Annotated in this window: 13 protein-coding genes and 1 pseudogene; 4 read left to right on the forward strand and 10 right to left on the reverse strand. The window is 71.1% G+C overall.

Features of this window, described 5'->3' with window-relative positions; all coding sequences use genetic code 11:
* Nucleotides 1–57: 57 nt before the first annotated feature.
* Nucleotides 58–1347: a PspC domain-containing protein gene (locus WBG99_RS12985; protein ID WP_338896482.1), complete on the reverse strand. Its 1290-nt coding sequence runs from the start codon at nucleotides 1345–1347 to the stop codon at nucleotides 58–60.
* Nucleotides 1348–1513: 166 nt separating this feature from the next.
* Here WBG99_RS12985 and WBG99_RS12990 point away from each other — a divergent pair, with 166 nt between their 5' ends.
* Entirely contained in the window at nucleotides 1514–3091 is a 1578-nt protein-coding gene (locus tag WBG99_RS12990; protein WP_338896483.1) for a PspC domain-containing protein, read from the forward strand.
* A gap of 652 nt (nucleotides 3092–3743) precedes the next feature.
* Here WBG99_RS12990 and WBG99_RS12995 read toward each other — a convergent pair.
* Together WBG99_RS12995 and WBG99_RS13000 are read right to left on the reverse strand one after the other, a co-directional pair.
* Entirely contained in the window at nucleotides 3744–4286 is a 543-nt protein-coding gene (locus WBG99_RS12995) for a DoxX family protein (protein WP_338896484.1), read from the reverse strand.
* A gap of 283 nt (nucleotides 4287–4569) precedes the next feature.
* Nucleotides 4570–5823, reverse strand: coding sequence for a hypothetical protein (locus WBG99_RS13000; protein ID WP_338900324.1), 1254 nt, complete (start codon nucleotides 5821–5823; stop codon nucleotides 4570–4572).
* A 314-nt stretch (nucleotides 5824–6137) separates the two neighbouring features.
* Between WBG99_RS13000 and WBG99_RS13005 the strand changes: the two are divergent.
* Nucleotides 6138–6302, forward strand: a pseudogene (locus WBG99_RS13005) (DUF4429 domain-containing protein); the annotation flags it as partial.
* Nucleotides 6303–6429: 127 nt separating this feature from the next.
* Here the strand turns inward: WBG99_RS13005 and WBG99_RS13010 are convergent.
* A complete protein-coding gene (locus WBG99_RS13010) occupies nucleotides 6430–7224 on the reverse strand; it encodes a class II aldolase/adducin family protein (protein ID WP_338896485.1) in 795 nt (264 codons plus the stop codon).
* 202 nt (nucleotides 7225–7426) lie between these two features.
* On the opposite strand from WBG99_RS13010, the gene WBG99_RS13015 reads away from it, so the two are divergent.
* The gene (locus WBG99_RS13015; protein ID WP_338896486.1) at nucleotides 7427–7951 is read left to right on the forward strand and encodes a pyridoxamine 5'-phosphate oxidase family protein; all 525 of its coding nucleotides are present in this window, start codon (nucleotides 7427–7429) and stop codon (nucleotides 7949–7951) included.
* 14 nt (nucleotides 7952–7965) lie between these two features.
* Here WBG99_RS13015 and guaA read toward each other — a convergent pair whose 3' ends face one another.
* Entirely contained in the window at nucleotides 7966–9552 is a 1587-nt protein-coding gene (guaA, locus tag WBG99_RS13020) for a glutamine-hydrolyzing GMP synthase (protein WP_338896487.1), read from the reverse strand.
* A gap of 777 nt (nucleotides 9553–10329) precedes the next feature.
* Between guaA and WBG99_RS13025 the strand changes: the two genes are divergently transcribed.
* Nucleotides 10330–10653, forward strand: a complete 324-nt coding sequence (locus tag WBG99_RS13025) for a chorismate mutase (protein WP_338896488.1) — start codon at nucleotides 10330–10332, stop codon at nucleotides 10651–10653.
* A gap of 188 nt (nucleotides 10654–10841) precedes the next feature.
* Here WBG99_RS13025 and WBG99_RS13030 read toward each other — a convergent pair whose 3' ends face one another.
* The 5 genes from WBG99_RS13030 to WBG99_RS13050 form a co-directional block, all read right to left on the reverse strand.
* Nucleotides 10842–11579 (reverse strand): hypothetical protein, encoded by a 738-nt coding sequence (locus tag WBG99_RS13030; protein WP_338896489.1) that lies wholly within the window; start codon nucleotides 11577–11579, stop codon nucleotides 10842–10844.
* Between the two features lie 274 nt (nucleotides 11580–11853).
* Nucleotides 11854–13653 (reverse strand): GMC family oxidoreductase, encoded by a 1800-nt coding sequence (locus WBG99_RS13035; RefSeq protein ID WP_338896490.1) that lies wholly within the window; start codon nucleotides 13651–13653, stop codon nucleotides 11854–11856.
* 84 nt (nucleotides 13654–13737) lie between these two features.
* Nucleotides 13738–15372 (reverse strand): succinic semialdehyde dehydrogenase, encoded by a 1635-nt coding sequence (locus WBG99_RS13040; RefSeq protein ID WP_338896491.1) that lies wholly within the window; start codon nucleotides 15370–15372, stop codon nucleotides 13738–13740.
* Between the two features lie 165 nt (nucleotides 15373–15537).
* The gene (locus WBG99_RS13045; protein ID WP_338896492.1) at nucleotides 15538–15825 is read right to left on the reverse strand and encodes a hypothetical protein; all 288 of its coding nucleotides are present in this window, start codon (nucleotides 15823–15825) and stop codon (nucleotides 15538–15540) included.
* Between the two features lie 299 nt (nucleotides 15826–16124).
* Entirely contained in the window at nucleotides 16125–17516 is a 1392-nt protein-coding gene (locus WBG99_RS13050) for a diacylglycerol kinase family protein (RefSeq protein ID WP_338896493.1), read from the reverse strand.
* Nucleotides 17517–17680 lie beyond the last annotated feature (164 nt).

The following is a 17680-nucleotide window of genomic DNA, read 5'->3' on the forward strand; positions in this document are numbered from 1 at the left end:
CCGGGTCCGTACCGGAACCGCCCTGGTTGGCAGGGTCGTTCGCCCCGTTCGCGTCACTCATGACGTCGTCTCCGCCCTCTCCATCTCCAGCTCGACCTCCGTGCCGCCGTCCGGTACGGCACGGAGCCGTGCCGTACCGCCGTTGCGCTCCATGCGGCCGATGATCGATTCTCTGACGCCCATGCGGTCGGCGGGTATCGCGTCGAGGTCGAAGCCGGGGCCGCGGTCGCGGACGGACACGAAGACCGTCCTTCCCTCGACCTCGGCGAAGACCTGTACGGCGCCGCCCTCGCCACCGTACTTGGCGGCGTTCACCATCGCCTCGCGCGCGGCCTGCATCTGCGCGGTCAGTCCCTCGTCGAGGGGGCAGTCGCCGACGACGACCACCTCTATGGGGACGCCGTGTTTGTCCTCGACCTCCGCAGCGTTGCGCCGCACGGCCTCGGCGAGCGTGTCGGGCTCGTCGTCCTCGTCCTTTCCGGTGCCCTCGGGTCTGTACAGCCAGTTACGCAGGTCGCGCTCCTGGGCGCGGGCGAGGCGGCGGACCTCGTTCGGGTTGTCCGCGCTGCGCTGTATCAGTGTCAGGGTGTGCAGCACCGAGTCGTGGACGTGGGCCGCGACCTCCGCCCGCTCCTGGGCGCGGATGCGCATCAGGCGCTCCTCTGAGAGGTCCTGGGTCATCCGGACGAGATACGGGCCGACCAACAGCGTTATACCGACGAGGACCGCGAGGGCGGCCTGCAGTACCGAGCCGAGGTGGGCGGCGGAGCCCTGCAGGACGAATATCCCGGAGACGCCCGCGGTGACCAGCAGGACACCGGCCACGGAGCGGAGCAGGGTGATCGTGCGCCGGCGGCGGCCGACCTCGGCCCAGCGGGCCCGCCGCGCGTTGTCCGCCTGGCGCCAGACCAGGGCGACACCCGCCGCGACGAGCACGGTCGGCCAGAGATACGCCCTGGCGGGCTCTCCGAGATCCACATTGCCGACGAAGACCATGGCCACGACGACCATGAGGAGGAGGGCCACCATCTGGCCGCGGTCGGGCTTGCGGGCCACGAGTCTGCGGCGGCCGTCGGAAGAGGTCTCGGTGGAGATGGCCGGGGGCCGTTGGTTGTCGACACCGCCCACGCCGAGCGGCACGAAGAACCAGAACGCCGCATACACCAGGGCGCCGAGGCCGTCCGCCAGGAACAGGCCGGCGAACACGAGCCGCACCCACGCGGCAGGCAGGCCGAGATGTCCGGCGAGCCCTCGCGCCACGCCTCCGAGCCAGCGTCCGTCGCTGCTGCGGTAGAGCTTGCGCGGGGGCCACGGAGTGTCGACTGGCAGTGCTGCGGCTTCCGGCATGCCATCGATGTTCACACGCACGGCGCATCGAGGCATCAGGGTCGGCCCCCGAGAGACCCCTGATCTTCGACCGCAACTTGATCGAACACGTCCCAGGGCCGATATCAGGGTTCGACCAGGGTCATCCCGACTGCCGCCGGACCGGCTCTGCGGTCACGATGGACGCATGACGGATCACCAGCACGCGGCAGCGGAGCCGGGCCCCGGCTCGGGTCCGGACGCCCGGCGGCCCACCACCGAGCCGCAGGACGCCGTGCCCGCACCGGACACGGCCCAGGAGCCGCGCGCGCACGAGGACGGTGGCGCGCATCGGCGGCCGGGCACAGGCACACAGGCCGGCTCGGGCGCACCCGCGGATCAGGCGCCCGCCGGGGACCCGGTCGGGGCCGCACGCGGGCCCACCCCCGGCGTCGCCGCAGACCCGTCCGCCCCGGGCGGGGCCGGCCACCCCTCCCCCGACGATCCGGCCGGCGCCCTCTCCGCCCCGCACAGGTTCCGCCGTGACCGGCGGCACAAAATGCTGGGCGGTGTCTGTGCGGGACTCGGGCGTCAGTGCGACATGGACCCGGTGATCTTCCGTGTCGTGCTCGCGGTGCTCTCCGCGACCGGCGGCTTCGGTCTCGTCTTCTACGGCTTCGCCTGGCTGTTCATGCCGTACGACGACGAAGAGGAGAACGAGGTACGCAAGCTGCTGACCGGCCGGGTCGACGGCCAGGCCCTCACAGCCGTGCTCTTCGCACTGGTCGGCTGCGGCGTCTTCCTCACCATGCTGAGCAACACCACCGTCCTGACCTTCTCCGTGGTCGTCTCCCTGCTCCTGGCCGGTGCGGGGTACTGGTCGCAGCAGCGCGGTGCCCCCGACCCCGATCCGCTCGCCGCGCAGGCCGTGGCCGACGCGCCGCCGGAGGCCCAGGCGCCGCCCGTGGCCGCCTCCTACCCCTCCTGGTGGCGCGACCCCATAGTCAAGGACGGGACGTATGTCGGCGGCACGGGCTATCTGTGGGGGCCGTGGGAGACCCGCGACCGCGACATGGCGGCGGCCGTCAACATCGCCCAGGGCACACACCCCTCCGGCCAGAACATACGCACCGTGCACGCGCCGAAGCCTCGTGGCGCGCGCTGGACAGGCGGCTGGATCTTCCTGCTCGCGCTGCTCGCCGGCGGCGCCGGCACCACCGCGACCTGGGAGGACCGCGCACTGGCCGCCAGCCTGCAGACGGGCCTGGCGTGCGCGCTGACCGTGTTCGGCCTGGGCATAGCCCTGAGCGCCTTCCTGGGCCGTACGGGAGCGGGGTCGATCTTCCTGGCCGTGGTCACGGCGGGACTCCTGGCCTGCTCGGCGGCGCTCCCGGCGAACATCACCACCGACTGGGTCCGTACGGAATGGACACCGGGGAACGCGGAGAGCGTGGCGGCCCGGTACGGGCTGGGCACGGGTGTGGGCACTCTGGACCTGTCCAGGGTGGCCGTGCCGAAGGGAGAGACGCTGGCCACGAGCGTGGAGGTGGGCGCGGGCAAGGTGAAGGTGGTGGTGCCGCCGGACGTCACCGTGCGGCTGGACGTCGAAGTGGGCCTCGGTGACATCCAGTTGCCGGGCGACGACAAGGAGGACGTGGATGTGGCACCGGACAAGAGCGATCGGCTGACACTGCCGCCGGCCGAGGGCTCGGACGGCGGCGGCACGATCACCATCGATCTCGAAGTCGGTCTGGGACAGGCGGAGGTGGCCCGTGCTGCGTCATGAGTTCCGGCCGGGCAAGCTCGTCGCCGGCCTCTTTCTCACCGCCACGGGTGTCGTCTATCTCGGCGACGCGGCCGACGCCTGGGACACACCGTGGTTCGCCGTGATACCCCTCGTCGTCGCCGGGCTGTGTCTCGCGGGGGCGGTGGCGTTCCTGAGCCATGCGCTACGCGGGCACCGGGCACCCGGGCGAAGCGGGTCGGCAGGACCGACGGGGCCAATGGGGCCGGTGGAGTCGATGGGGTCGATGGGCCCCATAGGGCCGACGGGATGGGCTGGAGCATCTGGGCAAGCGGGGCGGGAGGGAGCGGGTGAGCAGGTGAGACATGCGGGAGCGGCCGGCGAGCCGGGGCATGCGCCGGAGGACGGGCCGGCGTCCGAACGGGGTGCGCGGGGCTGACCGACGCGGGACGCCACGGGAGCAGGCACATGACTGACCAGGGACCCGCTGCGGTGATGCGTCGAGCTGGGAGACGACTGTGGCGGCGTTCCCGCGGGCCGGACCGTACGAGTCACAGCCGAGGTTCACGGACCGCCGGTCCCGCCGCCCGGCCTGAGACCCCCTCCGTAGCCCCCGGGCCGCCCGACACTGCACTGCGGGCAGCCCCGCGGGGCTCCGGAGGGGGGCGAGGCTCGGGGGCTGCGGACGTGGGCCTCAGCGGTAGGTGCTCGCGCGGTGTCGGCTGCCGCCGCCGCGGCGGGAACGGATGACCGCGTCCAGCGAGAGGACCGGGGCGCCGGCGAGGATCAGGGGGATCCAGGCCATGAGGTACGGGAGATCCTGGCCGTAGTAGTACGGGGATGCCGACCAGCTGACCGTCAGCCAGAGGCTGAGGGAGATCAGGGCGCCGCCGAGGGCGGCCAGGCGGGAGAAGAGGCCTAGGAGGGTGCCGATACCGACGGCTAGTTCGCCGAGGGCGATGGCGTAGCCGAAGCCGACGGGGTTCTTGAGGGCCATGTCGATCAGGGCCGGGATGGCGGAGGAGTCTCGGGCGGCGCTCATCACGTCGCCGATGGAGCCTGAGCCGGAGTCGGACAGGAAGGCGCTGTCGGTGAGTTTGTCCAGGCCGGCGTAGATGAAGGTGACGCCGAGGAAGACGCGAAGGGGCAGCAGGGCGTAGCGGGTGGCTGTGTCCCGCCAGCCGTGGCCGCCGTCGGGGTAGGGGGTGTGGGAGTCCGTGCGAATCTCGTGAGTCATGGTCTGCGCCGCCTCTTCGTCCGCCGTGCCGTTGACCCCTCAACAGACCATACGTTCGGAGGGGTGGGGGTGATCAATGGTGCGGGCGTGTCTTTCCGGATCGGGATACCTTGTCCGGCGGCCAGACGGGTCGGAGTGCCCCTGAATGCCCCGTTCTCGCCCTCGCCGCCCTACCCGCCCCAGCCCATGGGCTGGGGCCCCTGCGATCCGGCCCGCACGCGCCCTGACGGCTGCTCCGCCCCGACCCCCGCCAGAGTCCCTGACCCCGTCGGGCCGGTCGGGCTCAGTCCGCTGAGACCTCGATCGTGTAGCGGTTGGTTTCCACGCCGGCTGCGGTGACGACCTGGACCTCGACTTTGCCGGGTTCGACGTCGGCGGGGACCGGGGCGGTGAGGACGGCGTCGGTCGGGTTGCTGAAGCCGCCGGGTACGGGGACGAGGGGGACGTGGACATGGACGGGGCCGATGCGGACGACCATGCGGGAGAGGCGGTCGGCGGTGTGGGCGCCGGGTGGGACGAAGCCTGCGCCGCGGATCTCGATGTCGTCGCCGCTGCGGATGGGAGCGTCGAGGTCGCCGGCCTCGCGGGCGCGGACGACGGAGAGGATGACCGGCCGGCCACCCTCGGCGTATTTGCCGGCGATGTAGGTCGCCGAGGAGACCAGGACGAGGAGGGCCAGGCCCCAGGGCAGGTCAGGGAGTTGGTCGGGACGGCGGGCGAGGCGGACCGCCGCGAAGGCGAGGGCGACGGTGCAGATGATCACGTACTGGATGTCCGTGAAGCTGCCTCGGCCCGAGTCGTCGGTGAGGAGGTCGGCGGCTCTGGGGCGGTGGGCACGGATCTTCTGGAGGCGTTGGCCGAGGACGCGGAGACCGACCACGCGGCGGACGAGTACGGCGATGCCGCAGACGACGGCCAGGACGGTCACGATGCCGACGCCCCTGGCGAGGTCGAGGCCGGCGATGAGGGCGTCGCGTTCGCGGTGGTCGGAGGCGGCGGCCAGTCGGCCGACCAGGACGAGCACCGCGAAGACGACGAAGAGTACCCAGCCGGCCGCGACCGCGCGGGAGGTGGAGAGCCGGTTGTCCTCGCCGATGACCGGGGCGAGGGCACCGCCGCGCGCCCGGTGCAGATAGCCGGCGCCCGTCAGCGCCGCGCCCACCAGCAGGGCGGCGAGCAGACCGGCGGTGCGGGCGACCGTCCAGCTCGCGCCGATCGCGGTGAGGGCCTGGACAAGGAGGAGGGTCACGACGGCGGCCCAGACGACGATCGCCGTGCGCAGCCACAGGCGGGCGAGCCAGGCCTCCCCCTCGACCCGGCCGCGCTCGGCGACAAGAGCCGCGGACTGGGTGAGTTCGTCGGAGACCCACTGGCGGGAGGCGGACGCGGAGTGCGCGACGGCCGCCGGCAGTCCCTGCCCGGACGCGAACCCCTCCCGCTTCAGCAGGAACTCGGCGACCGCGCGCCGATGTCCCGCGCGCGCCCCGTGCGGGCAGTCCCCGCACGTGCACCCACCCTCATGGGCGCCCGCGCCCATGCCACCTCTCGCCTCCTGCACCGCCACGCCCGAGCCCGCCTTCCCGCGCCGCGTCCGCTTCTGCGTCCGCTTCCCTCGGCATTCGCCGACACCGCCGTCGATGCCATGACTGTCGTCGACACCATCGCTGTCGTCGCCGGGGGTCGTACGTGCGTCCGCTCACTACCACGGCCGTGCGACCGTACAACCGCCCTGCGACGACAGCGAATTGTGCCGTACGGAACACGGCGTGCGTCCGGCAGGGCCGCTCCGTGCAAGTGACGGGCGGGGTGAAGTGCCGGCCCCCGTGTTGACCCGGCTGCGAGAATCCTCCTATGGCCGAGATCATCCAGCGGAACGGGACCTGGGCCCTCGACGGCAGCACGGTCCGGATCACGCCGGGCCTGCACCGTTCCGGGGCGCTGTTCCGGCAGGCGTACGGAGAGATCGCGGTGCCCCTGGAGGCGGTTTCGGGTGCCGTCCGCGAGCCCGACGAACGAGGAGTTCGCGGTCACGAAGGCGGCGGTACCGCGCGACTTCTGAGCGACACCGGCGGCCGGAACGGGCACGAGGAACCGCGCGACCAGAGACGACGAACCCGCAGCCGAACGCCCGAGTTGCTGCCGGTCAGCTCAGCAGGTCCGGCTCGCTTCGGCTGATGTCCTGCCACAGCGGCTGGTAGTTGATCCATGCCACCAGGTCACCGCCCGCCTGCTCCCGCGTCGCCACAGCGAGTCGGTGTTCGATCGGCAACAGGCGTCCCGCCGCCTTCGCGGTGAGTTGAACCTGTGCCGAGCGTTCCATCGACAGGAACCACCAGGCCGCCGCGTCGACCGAGTCACCGACGGTCAGCAGGCCGTGGTTGCGCAGGACGAGCGCCTTGCGACTGCCGAGCACGGCGGCGATGCGGCGGCCCTCCTCCGCGTCCACGGCGACGCCCGTGTAGTGGTCGTAGAGCGACTGGTCCTCGTAGAAGGCGCAGGACTCCTGGGTGATCGGCTCGATCAGGTCGCCGAGCGCGGCCAGCGCGCGGCCGTGCACCGAATGGCAGTGGGCGACCGCGACGACATCCGGGCGGGCGGCGTGCACCTGGGCGTGGACGGTGAAGGCAGCCTGGTTCACGTGGTAGCGGCCCTCGATCACCTGCCCGTCCTGGTTGGCGAGGACCAGGTCACTCACCGTGACGTGTTTGAACGCCATCCCGAAGGGGTTGACCCAGAAACAGTCGCTGAACTCCGGGTCGCGCGCGGTGATATGTCCCGAGACCCCCTCCTCGAACCCCAGTCGCCCGAAGATCCTCAGGGCCCCGGCCAGCCTTTCCTTGCGGTGCCGCCGCTCGTCCTCCGCCGACTCGTGCATCGGCGGCATGGCGAACCGCAGCTGGTCGGTGGGTAGGGGCAGGGGCGGTGTGGGCCCGTGCATGTGTCCTCCAGACTGACTTCCTTTACGAAGCGGAAGTTACCGTCGGTCCCCCACGCAGAACAGGTTCGTTCCGTGAAGAGAGTGCGCAACCGTTACGCAAGTCACAGAAACGTGCGAGAGCGCTCACCACTCGGGGCGCGGGCCGTACGTCGCTGCGGGTGACCGGACAGTGGTTGTCGGGTATTCGCGCGAGACTCGACGTATGCCAGAGAATCCTTCCAACTGGGCCGCCCTCGCCGCCGCCGAACCCGCGCTCGCGCAGACCGTCGAGGCGCGCTTCGGGGCCTTCACGCATCACGTCCTCGCCACCCTCCGCAAGGACGGCTCGCCGCGCACGACCGGGCTGGAGGTCCGCTTCCGGGGCGGTGAGCTGTGGCTGGGGATGATGCCGGACTCGCTGAAGGCGCTCGATCTGCGCCGCGATCCCCGCTTCTCGCTCCAGGCCAATCCCGGCCCCGGTACAGAGATGGGCGGGGGTGACGTACGGGTGAGCGGGCGGGCGGTCGAGGTCGACGATCCCGCGGTCAGGGCGGCGTACGGCGTCGAGGGCGAGCAGGAGAGCGGCAAGGAGCGCGGGGACGGCGAAGAGGTGGAACCGCCGGAGCCGTTCCACCTCTTCCGCACCGAGTTGACGGAGGTCGTACGGACCTACGTCGAGGACGACAAGTACCTGGTCGTCCAGGTCTGGAAGCCCGGAGCCCCGGTGCGCACGCTCAGGCGGACCTGAGTCTCAAGCGGGTGTCACTCCCACTCGATCGTGCCCGGGGGCTTGCTGGTCACGTCGACGACGACGCGATTGACATCGGCGACCTCGTTGGTGATCCGGGTGGAGATCTTCGCGAGGACGTCGTACGGCAGCCGCGACCAGTCGGCGGTCATCGCGTCCTCGGAGGAGACGGGGCGCAGGACGATGGGGTGGCCGTAGGTGCGGCCGTCGCCCTGGACGCCGACGCTGCGGACGTCGGCGAGGAGGACGACCGGGCACTGCCAGATGTCACGGTCGAGGCCGGCCGCCGTCAGTTCCTGGCGGGCGATGGCGTCGGCATCGCGGAGCAGGTCGAGCCGCTCCTTGGTGACCTCGCCGACGATACGGATGCCGAGGCCGGGACCCGGGAAGGGCTGGCGCTGGACGATCCCCTCCGGGAGCCCGAGTTCCTGGCCCACCATCCGGACCTCGTCCTTGAAGAGCTTGCGAAGCGGCTCGATCAGCTCGAATTCGAGGTCTTCCGGCAGGCCGCCCACATTGTGGTGGGACTTGATGTTGGCCGTGCCGGTGCCGCCGCCGGACTCGACGACGTCCGGGTAGAGGGTGCCCTGGACCAGGAACGCCACCTCGGGGCCCTCGTCGGCGATGATCTCGGCCTGGGCCTGCTCGAAGACGCGGATGAACTCGCGGCCGATGATCTTCCGCTTCTGCTCGGGGTCGGACACCCCGGCCAGCGCCTTGAGGAACCGCTCCTCCGCCTCGACGACCTTCAGCTGTACGCCGGTCGCGGCGACGAAGTCCTTCTCGACCTGCTCGGTCTCGTTCTTGCGCATCAGACCGTGGTCGACGTACACGCAGGTCAGCTGGGAGCCGATGGCCTTCTGGACGAGGGCCGCGGCAACCGCGGAGTCCACGCCACCGGAGAGGCCGCAGATCGCGCGCTTGTCGCCGACCAGCTCGCGGATGGCCTCGACCTGCTCCTCGATCACGTTGCCGGTGGTCCAGTTCGGGGTGATGCCCGCGCCCCGGTAGAGGAAGTGCTCCAGGACCTGCTGGCCGTGCGTGGAGTGCATGACCTCCGGGTGGTACTGGACGCCGTACAGCTTCTTCTCGTCGTTCTCGAAGGCAGCGACGGGTACGACGTCGGTGGAGGCGGTGACGGTGAAGCCCTCGGGAGCGGCGGAGCAGGCGTCACCGTGCGACATCCACACCGACTGCTCGTCCGGGGTGCCCTCGAAGAGGGTGCTGCCAGACCCTGTGGGCGTGACGTGGAGGGGCGTACGACCGTACTCGCGCGCGCCCGTGTTGTCGACAGTGCCGCCGAGGGTGGTGGCCATCAGCTGGAAGCCGTAGCACATACCGAACACGGGGACGCCGGCCTCGAAGAGTGCGCGGTCGAGGCGGGGGGCGCCCTCGGCGTAGACCGAGGAGGGACCGCCGGAGAGGATGATCGCCGCCGGGTTCTTGGCGAGCATCTCCGCGACCGGCATGGTGCTCGGCACGATCTCGCTGTAGACCCGGGCCTCGCGGACCCGTCGGGCGATGAGCTGGGCGTACTGGGCGCCGAAGTCGACGACCAGGACGGTGTCGGGGGCGGCGGCAGCGGGGTTCGCTGATGACACGGGGTGCCTTCCGGCGGTTGGGCGGGGGTCTGTGTGGCCGAGTCTACCGGGGTGCGCTCTCGTGGAGCGGTCCACGGGGACTCGGCCCCCGGCCCCCGGCCTCCGCCCGCCCACCACCCGAACTCGGCGGGAGGAGAAGGCACCGAAAGGCGCCTCGGTTGGAGGGGCGGGAGCGGAGGCGCCCTGGCTGGAGGGGCGGGCGCGGAAGGCGTTCTGGCCGGGGCGGACAGCCTCGAAGGGCCGCCTCGGTCGACGAAGGCCGCGCCGAAAGGACCCCGGTCGATCGAACGGGACGGCTCGGCAGAGCGCTCGGGGTGGAGTCGGGGCGGGAAGGCGGCTTGGGTGCGCGCCGCTGCCAGAGAGACCGCTCCGAAGGGACGCGACGGTCGGAGGAGGCCTCTTCGAAAGGCGCGGCGATCAGAGGGGCCGCAGCGGAAACCCGCGGCGACCAGAGGACCCGCACCGGAAAGGCGCGGCGACCAGAGGAGACCGCTCTGAGAGGCACCGAGATCGGTGAGGCCGCTGCGCAGGGGGTGCGGCGGTCGGAGAGGCCGCCAAGGGTGGTTGAGGCTGGGTGGGGAGGGTCTGGGAGGTGTCGTTCCGGGGCGTGGCATACTTGCGGTCGTGTTCGCGCACTCGACCTTCGTCTTTATCTATGGCGACCGGCCCACCGGCTGCCATGGTCGTGCTGCTTGAGCAACTGACGAGCGACTTCCCAGGCGCCCCGGGCCGACAAGGTCCGGGGCGCCTGGCGTTTTCGGGAACTGTCGGGGCGGGGTGGCCGATCGGACAGAGAGAACGAGGAGCCCGGAGATGACCACCACCTCCACCGATAAGACCGGCGCCAGGACCGCGGAGGCCGCCGATGTGATCAGCGGTGCGCGGGAGCGGATCGACGCGCTGGACGACCGGATCATCGGGCTGGTGCAGGAACGGATGGCCGTGTCGGCCGTGATCCAGGAGGCCCGGATCGAGTCGGGCGGCCGACGGGTGAACCTGTCGCGGGAGATGGACATCCTCTCCCACTTCAGGGACGCCCTCGGCAAGCCCGGCACCGCGCTCGCCATGACCCTGCTGGAACTGTGCCGGGGCCGCATCTGACGATCGGCGCGGCGCCGCGCGGATCGCGGCGCACTCGCGGCGCACTCGCGGCGCACGTACGTACGCCAGCCCTCTCACCCGTACGACGCGCGACCGTCCTACGACACGCTTCGACTCAGAAGGGCCCCGCGGTCTCCGTCTTTTCCGTCTCGCGGGGGCCCTTCGCCGTATCCGGCGGACGGCTGACGTCAGCCGGCGGTCTTCTCCAGCTTCGCGAGCTGGGCCTCCAGGACCGCGTCCGGCACGAGGGTTTTGTCCGCGTCGAGGATGTTCATCGCGTAGAACGCGGCGAGGGTCGACCCGCTGCGGACCACGGTGAAGCTCATCGGGACCAGGGTGCCCTCGATGGCGCCCTTCAGCTTGTACGAGACGGCCTCGTCGCCCTGCTCGGGGGCGGTGAGGGCCTCGACGTCGGTGTACCTGTTACCCACCTGCTCGTACTCGGCGCACTTCTCCGTGGCCGTACGCAGGTCGGCGACGACCTTCTCGGCGTCGCTCTGCCCGTGCGCGAGGAGGGCGAGGGTGACGACCGTGCCGGTGAGATCGCTCTTGTCCGTCAGGGTCCGGCCCGTTCGGGCCTCGGCCTTGGGGTTCGAGGTGAAGAAGAACATGTCCGCGAGGGGCTGGCAGTCGGCCGGGTCCGAGGGCACGCTCTCGGTCGGCATCTCCGCCGCGGACTTCTCCTCGATCTCGTAGCCCTTGATGTCACCGTTCGCGAGAGCGGCCTTCTTCAGCCGCGCCTCGGTCAGTGCCGCCTTCCCCGCCATGTCCGCGCCGTCCTGCGCGTCCCCGGCGGACGTGGCGCCGGCCGACGGCCTCGGCTCCGCGTTCGTGTCCTCGTCGCTCCCACCACCGCACGCCGCGGTGAACCCCAACGCGGCCACGACCGAGACTGCCACCGCCGCCCCCGAGATCTTCGACCTCATGTCCCCCACCCTCACGACTTGCGACACATCCCTCAGAGATGCCTCGCAGAGGCCTCACAGGTCCCATCAGATCACGTACGCGACACCGCGCTCCAGCGGGTTTCCGATGCCACCTCGGCCCACTGTTTGTGACTCAGGTCACGCAGAAAAACTGTCATCGCAAGGGCAACCCTTCACCCCGCTCGCCGGTCACACCTGGCACACGCGAGAAGTACCCGCACTCGGAGGGGGGTGCGGGTACTTCTCCGCTACCTCTTCCTCCGCACGTCCTCCGCTACTTCTTCGGCGGCACCTCCGGCACCGGAAGCAGGGGCAGCCGCAGCGCGCCGAAGGCGTCCGCCGGGACTGCCGGGTGCAGGGGCTCCACCGGGCGGAGGCGTGCGTAGACCGCGCCGGGGGCCGGGCGGTGGTCGGGCTCGCCGTTGTTGGGCCAGAACGACATCGCGCGTTCGGCCTGGGCGGTGATGGTCAGGGACGGGTTCACGCCCAGGTTCGCGGAGACGGCGGCGCCGTCGACGACGGAGATGCCGGGGTGGCCGTAGAGGCGGTGGTACGGGTCGATGACGCCGTCGGCCGCGGTGGCGCCGATGGGGCAGCCGCCGAGGAAGTGCGCGGTGAGCGGGGTGCCCATCAGCTCACCCACGTTGCTGCCGGCGAAGCCGTTGATCTCGGCGGCGAGAGTGGCGGCGGCCGTCGAGGCGGCCTCGATCTGCTTGGGGTTGGGGGCACCGTGGCCCTGACGTGCCGTCAACAGTCCCTTGCCGAGGCCCTTCGGCTTCAGATGCGTCGTCAGGGAGTTGTCCAGGGACTGCATCACCAGGCCGATGATGGTCCGCTCCGACCAGCGGCGGCTGGAGAGGGAACGGGCGACGAGCAGGGGGTGCCTGGCGGCGTACGCCAGCCAGCCGAGTACGCGCGAGGCGTCCGACGCGGTGCCGCCCGCGTACGGGACCTGGAGGATCGACAGGCCGCCCATCGCGTTGGAGCCCCTGCCGTAGCGGACGGGCTCGATGTGGGTGTTGGCGTCTGGGTGGATGGAGGAGGTGATCGCCACGCCCCGGGTGAAGTCGACCTCGGGCACACCGTGGGCCTTGCGGTAGCGGCGGTTGTCGGTCTGGGCGCCGACCAGAGCCTCGGAGTTGGTACGGGTCAGCATGCCCAACCGGTCCGAGATGTGCGGCAGTTGGCCGCCCTCCTTCATGCGGTGCAGCAGGGTCTGGGTGCCGTAGGTGCCGGCCGCGAGGACGACCCGGCGGGCCTTGAACACACGCCCCCTCCCGGCCCTGCTCTTGCCCACCTTGCGGCGGTCGTCGGTCGGGAGGGTCGTGACGGCGTAGCCGCCCTGTGAGTCCTCGGTGAGGGAGACGACCGTGGTCATCGGGTGGACGACCGCGCCCGCCTTCTCGGCGAGGTAGAGGTAGTTCTCGTTGAGGGTGTTCTTCGCGCCGTGGCGGCAGCCGGTCATGCACTCGCCGCACTCGGCGCAGGCGTTGCGGGCGGGGCCCACGCCGCCGAAGTACGGGTCCGCCACCTGCTCGCCCGGCGCGGCCTTCGCCCTGCCGTCGGCGTCCTCGCCGTCGCCGAAGAAGACGCCGACCGGGGCGAGGTGGAAGCTGTCGCCGACTCCCATCCGCTCCGCGACGGCCTTCAGGTGGACGTCGGACGGGGTCATCGTCGGGTTGAGTCGTACGCCGAGCATGCGTCGGGCCTGGTCGTAGTACGGCTGCAACTCCTCCTGCCAGTCGGTGATGTCCTTCCACTGCGGATCTTCGAAGAACGGCTTCGGCGGTACGTAGAGGGTGTTGGCGTAGTTGAGCGAGCCGCCTCCCACGCCGGACCCGGCCAGCACCATCACGTTGCCGAGCAGGTGGATGCGCTGGATGCCGTAGAGGCCGAGTCCGGGCGCCCACAGGTAGTTCTTGAGGTCCCAGGAGTTCTTGGGGAGGGACTCCCGGGTGAAGCGACGGCCCGCTTCGAGGACGCCGACCCGGTATCCCTTCTCGGTCAGGCGCAGGGCGGTCACACTGCCGCCGAAGCCGGAGCCCACGACGATGACGTCATAGTCGTACGACACTTGTTCTCCTCGTTGAGAACGGTCCTCAGCTGCGGGCCGTCTGTGGTTGCTCGCGACGCAGTTCCCCGCGCCCGGAAAAAACCGCTACCTGAGCCTCAGTGCCTTCATCGCCCTCAGGCTGCGGCTCATGAACTGGGCGTACTTCTCGTCGTCCATCCCGAAAGAGGGCGCCATCGGCAGCAGGCGCTGCTGGGCGACCGTCTGGGCCTCCGTGTACTTGAGGATGCCCTCGGAGCCGTGGCGACGGCCGAGGCCGGAGTCCTTCATGCCGCCCATGGGGGACTGGACGCTGCCGTAGGCGGAGGCGTAGCCCTCGTTGACGTTGACGGTGCCGGCGCGGAGGCGGGCGGCGACGGCGCGGCCCCGGCGGCCGTCCTTGGTCCAGACGGAGGCGTTGAGACCGTACGCGGTGGAGTTGGCCTCCTCGATGGCGGCGTCCTCGTCCTTGAAACGGTAGACGGAGACGACGGGGCCGAAGGTCTCCTCCGCGCAGACGGACATGGGTTCCGTGACGCCGTCGAGGATCGTGGGCTCGTAGAAGTAGGGGCCGATGTCGGGGCGGGCGACGCCGCCCGCGATGACCTTCGCGCCCTTCTCCACGGCCTCGTCGACGTGGCGGGTGACGGTCTCCAGCTGGCGGTCGCCGACGAGGGAGCCCATCTCGGCGCCGTACGCGAGGGACGTGCCGAGGCGCATGGCCTTGGTGCGGGTGGCGAAGCGCTCCAGGAAGGCATCGGCGATGGACTCGTGGACGTACAACCGCTCGATGGAGATGCAGAGTTGGCCGGCGGAGCTGAAGCAGGCGCGGACGGCGCCCGCCGCCGCCTTCTCTATGTCCGCGTCCTCCAGGACCAGCATGGCGTTCTTGCCGCCGAGTTCGAGGGAGACGCCGACGAGGCGAGCGGCGGCGCCCTGGGCGACCTGGCGACCTGTGCGGGTGGAGCCGGTGAAGGAGACGTAGTCGGCGTACTTGACGACCTCGGGGCCGATGACGGGGCCTTCGCCGAGGACGACCTGGAAGACCTCGGCGGGAAGGCCGGCCTCGACGAGGAGGTCACGGGCCCAGAGGGCGGTCAGGCAGGTCTCCGTGTCGGGCTTCATCACGACCGCGTTGCCCGCGACGAAGGCGGGGATCGCGTCGCCGACGGAGAGTTCGAGGGGGTAGTTCCAGGGGGCTATCTGGCCGACGACGCCGCGCGGGTGGCGTAGTTCGACGACCTTCGTGAGGGTCGGTACGGCGCCGGTGTGCCGCTTCGGCTTCAGGTACGCGGGGGCCTTGCGGCCGTAGTGGCGGGCGGCGACCGCGACGGCCTGGACCTCCTCGTGGGCGTGCAGACGGGCCTTGCCGGTCTCCAGCTGGATGAGGTCGAGCACCTCCGCCTGACGCTCCAGCACGAGGTCGTGGAAGCGGAGGAGTACGGCGGCGCGGTCGCGCACGGGCACCTGGGCCCAGACGGCCTGGGCGGCGCGGGCCCGCTCGTAGGCCTGCTCCACGTCCTCGGGGGTGGACTCCGGCAGATCGGCCAGCTTCTCGCCGGTGAACGGCGTGTGGTTGGCGGTCCGGCCGGAGCCGGCCACGCCCTTGGTGAGCTGGGCGACCAGTTCGGGGGTGACCACGTCGGCGGCGGTACGGGCACCCTGCGGGGCTGCCGCGAGGGGGTTGGTGCCGGTCGTCCGTGGTGCCGAGCCGGTCTTTTCGGGGGCCTGCGAGTCCGTCATGACGCGCAGGGTATTCCGGACCGGACGACTTTGGGTACCCGGCGGTAACAGGGTTTCACCGGGCACACACACCATGCCAGTGATCGCTGGCGACGAAGTGGCTGATCAGCGCGCCGGGAGTGGCCGTGCGGGTGCGAGTGCGGCGTCGATCACGGTTTCCGGTTCTCAGCCGACGCCGGGCTTTCCGATCCCCGGACGCTCTCGCGCGCCCTCGAACACCGCCGCACCCTTCCTCTCGTCCGCCGATCCCTTCGGCATCCCCACGCGCAGTTCGTACATCCGTCTGTCGTCGGTGCGGACGATCAGCTTCATGATCCGGGTGGGGACGTCCTCCGGGTGGTGGGTGGTGTCGGCGAGGACGGCCTCGTCATCGCGGAAGCTGGTCGTGGTGGAGTCGGCGGTCGACCTCACGTCGCGCGTGCCGATGTCCGTGCTGTCCTTGGCCCGCTCCAAAGGACGAGGCCGGGTCGTCGTCCCACTGCGTGAGCCGTACCCGGACGGCCTGCTCGCCGTCATAGGTGACCGTGCGGGGCCGGTCCTTCGCGCCGTCCTGGGCGCGACGGCGTTCGTAGGGGGCGGGGAGGGAGAGGACGGCGCTTATGGGCCTTCTCCCAGTGGGGACCCAGCGGACGCGCGGCGTGGGGGCGGGAGCGACCGGATCCGAGACCGTCTCGGCACCCTCCCGACCGAGCGAGTACCGCGCGAGAGCGGAACTTGCCCGACGCACCGCCAAGCCCCGCAAGAGGGGCGGGTCAACGCCGGCGGCCCCACAACTCCTGGGCCCACCCGTACCGTTCGCGGTGCTTGGGCAGTGCCGTTCGGCCGACCGCGGCGGCCAGCTTGCGCAACCGGCGCCAGTCCAGAGGCGGTTTGGGTTCGGGGACGCCCGGCCGGTCGCGGGGCACACGTACGCGCAGCGCCTTCCTGGCGATCCGGCAGTGGACGGGGGTGGGCAGGACGAGGGCCTCACCGTCGATGCCGACCTCGATCTCCGGGCGGTCGGCCTCGACGACGATCTCGTCGGCGATGAGGAGGCTGAACCCGGGTGCGTTCGGGCCGAGAACCATACCGGCGGCCTCGGCGGCGCTGTCGACACGGATGCCGACGACGCCCAGCACGCCGGCGTCGAGCCGTTCCCGGCGGCCGAGGCCGACGAGGTCGTCGCTGCGGTAGACGTTGTTGCTGACGAGGACGGCCTGGGGCGCGTCGATGACAGCGTCCCCGATGCGGGCGGTGAGGCGTGGGCCCCGCTGGTGCGTGAGTAGTTCGGGCAGCAGCTCCAGCGTGGTGCGGACCTTGTCGTCGCGGTACGCGGGGCTCTGCACGACGGCGGCGTACGCGCCGAAGGAGGCGTTGTTGACGAAGGGGTGGCCGCTCGCGTAGCCGAGGTCGACATGGAGTTCGACGCCCTTGTCGGTGAGGGCGTCGAGGCAGTTGGCGGGATTGTCGCGGTCGAGCCCGAGGTCCATGGCGAAGTGGTTACGCGTTCCTGCGGAGATGACGAGGAGGGGCACGTCGTACGCCGCGGCGATGGCGGCGACCTGGGCCTGGGTGCCGTCGCCGCCGGCGACGCCGAGAAGGTCGGCGCCGCCCCGGACGGCGTTCTGGGCGAGTACGGCGACGTCCTCGTGGTGGGCCGGATCGAGCAGATGGACCGTGGCGCCGAGGCGTTCGGCCTTCTCCTTCAGCCGGAAGCGTTCGACCTTTCCGTCCCCGGATCTGGGGTTCATGATGAGGAAGGGGCGAGTGGGCGGCGGTGTGCGGTGCTCCGGCACGTGCACCTGGTGGGACCTGGTGCTGCTGAGGGCGAACTTGCCCGCCCAGACGGCGATGCCCCACAGGACGGCGGAGACGACCACGACCCACAGCAGGTTGACGGCGGCGAACCACCAGACGACACCGACCGGCGCGGCGACGGCCAGCGCTCCCGCCGCGATCCGGGGGGCGCCCCGGTGGGTCAGCACCCACCACAGCGAGGCCACGGTGAGGCCGGCGCCCAGCAGGACCCCGGCGACGAGCAGAAGGCTCGCCCCGCGCGCGTAGCCGAGCGGCAGCAGTACGGCGAGTGCCGCGCAGCCGAGTGCGGCCCGCGCCGCCCAGCGCTGTCTCGCGTGAGCCCGCACGTCCAGGTGTTCGATGCCCACCGCTCGCCCTTCGCGCCGATCATGCACTTGACACGGCATGTTAGAGCCAGGGGGCTACACAAAGCGATGGTCCCCGGGGAGTCGGACTCCGCGGGAGGCATCGCCCGAGCATGCGTCCACGGCCTCCGTTCACGCGCCATGGTCCGCCCTTCGGCCGCCGTTTC

This window comes from Streptomyces sp. TG1A-60, from assembly GCF_037201975.1.
GTDB lineage: Bacteria > Actinomycetota > Actinomycetes > Streptomycetales > Streptomycetaceae > Streptomyces.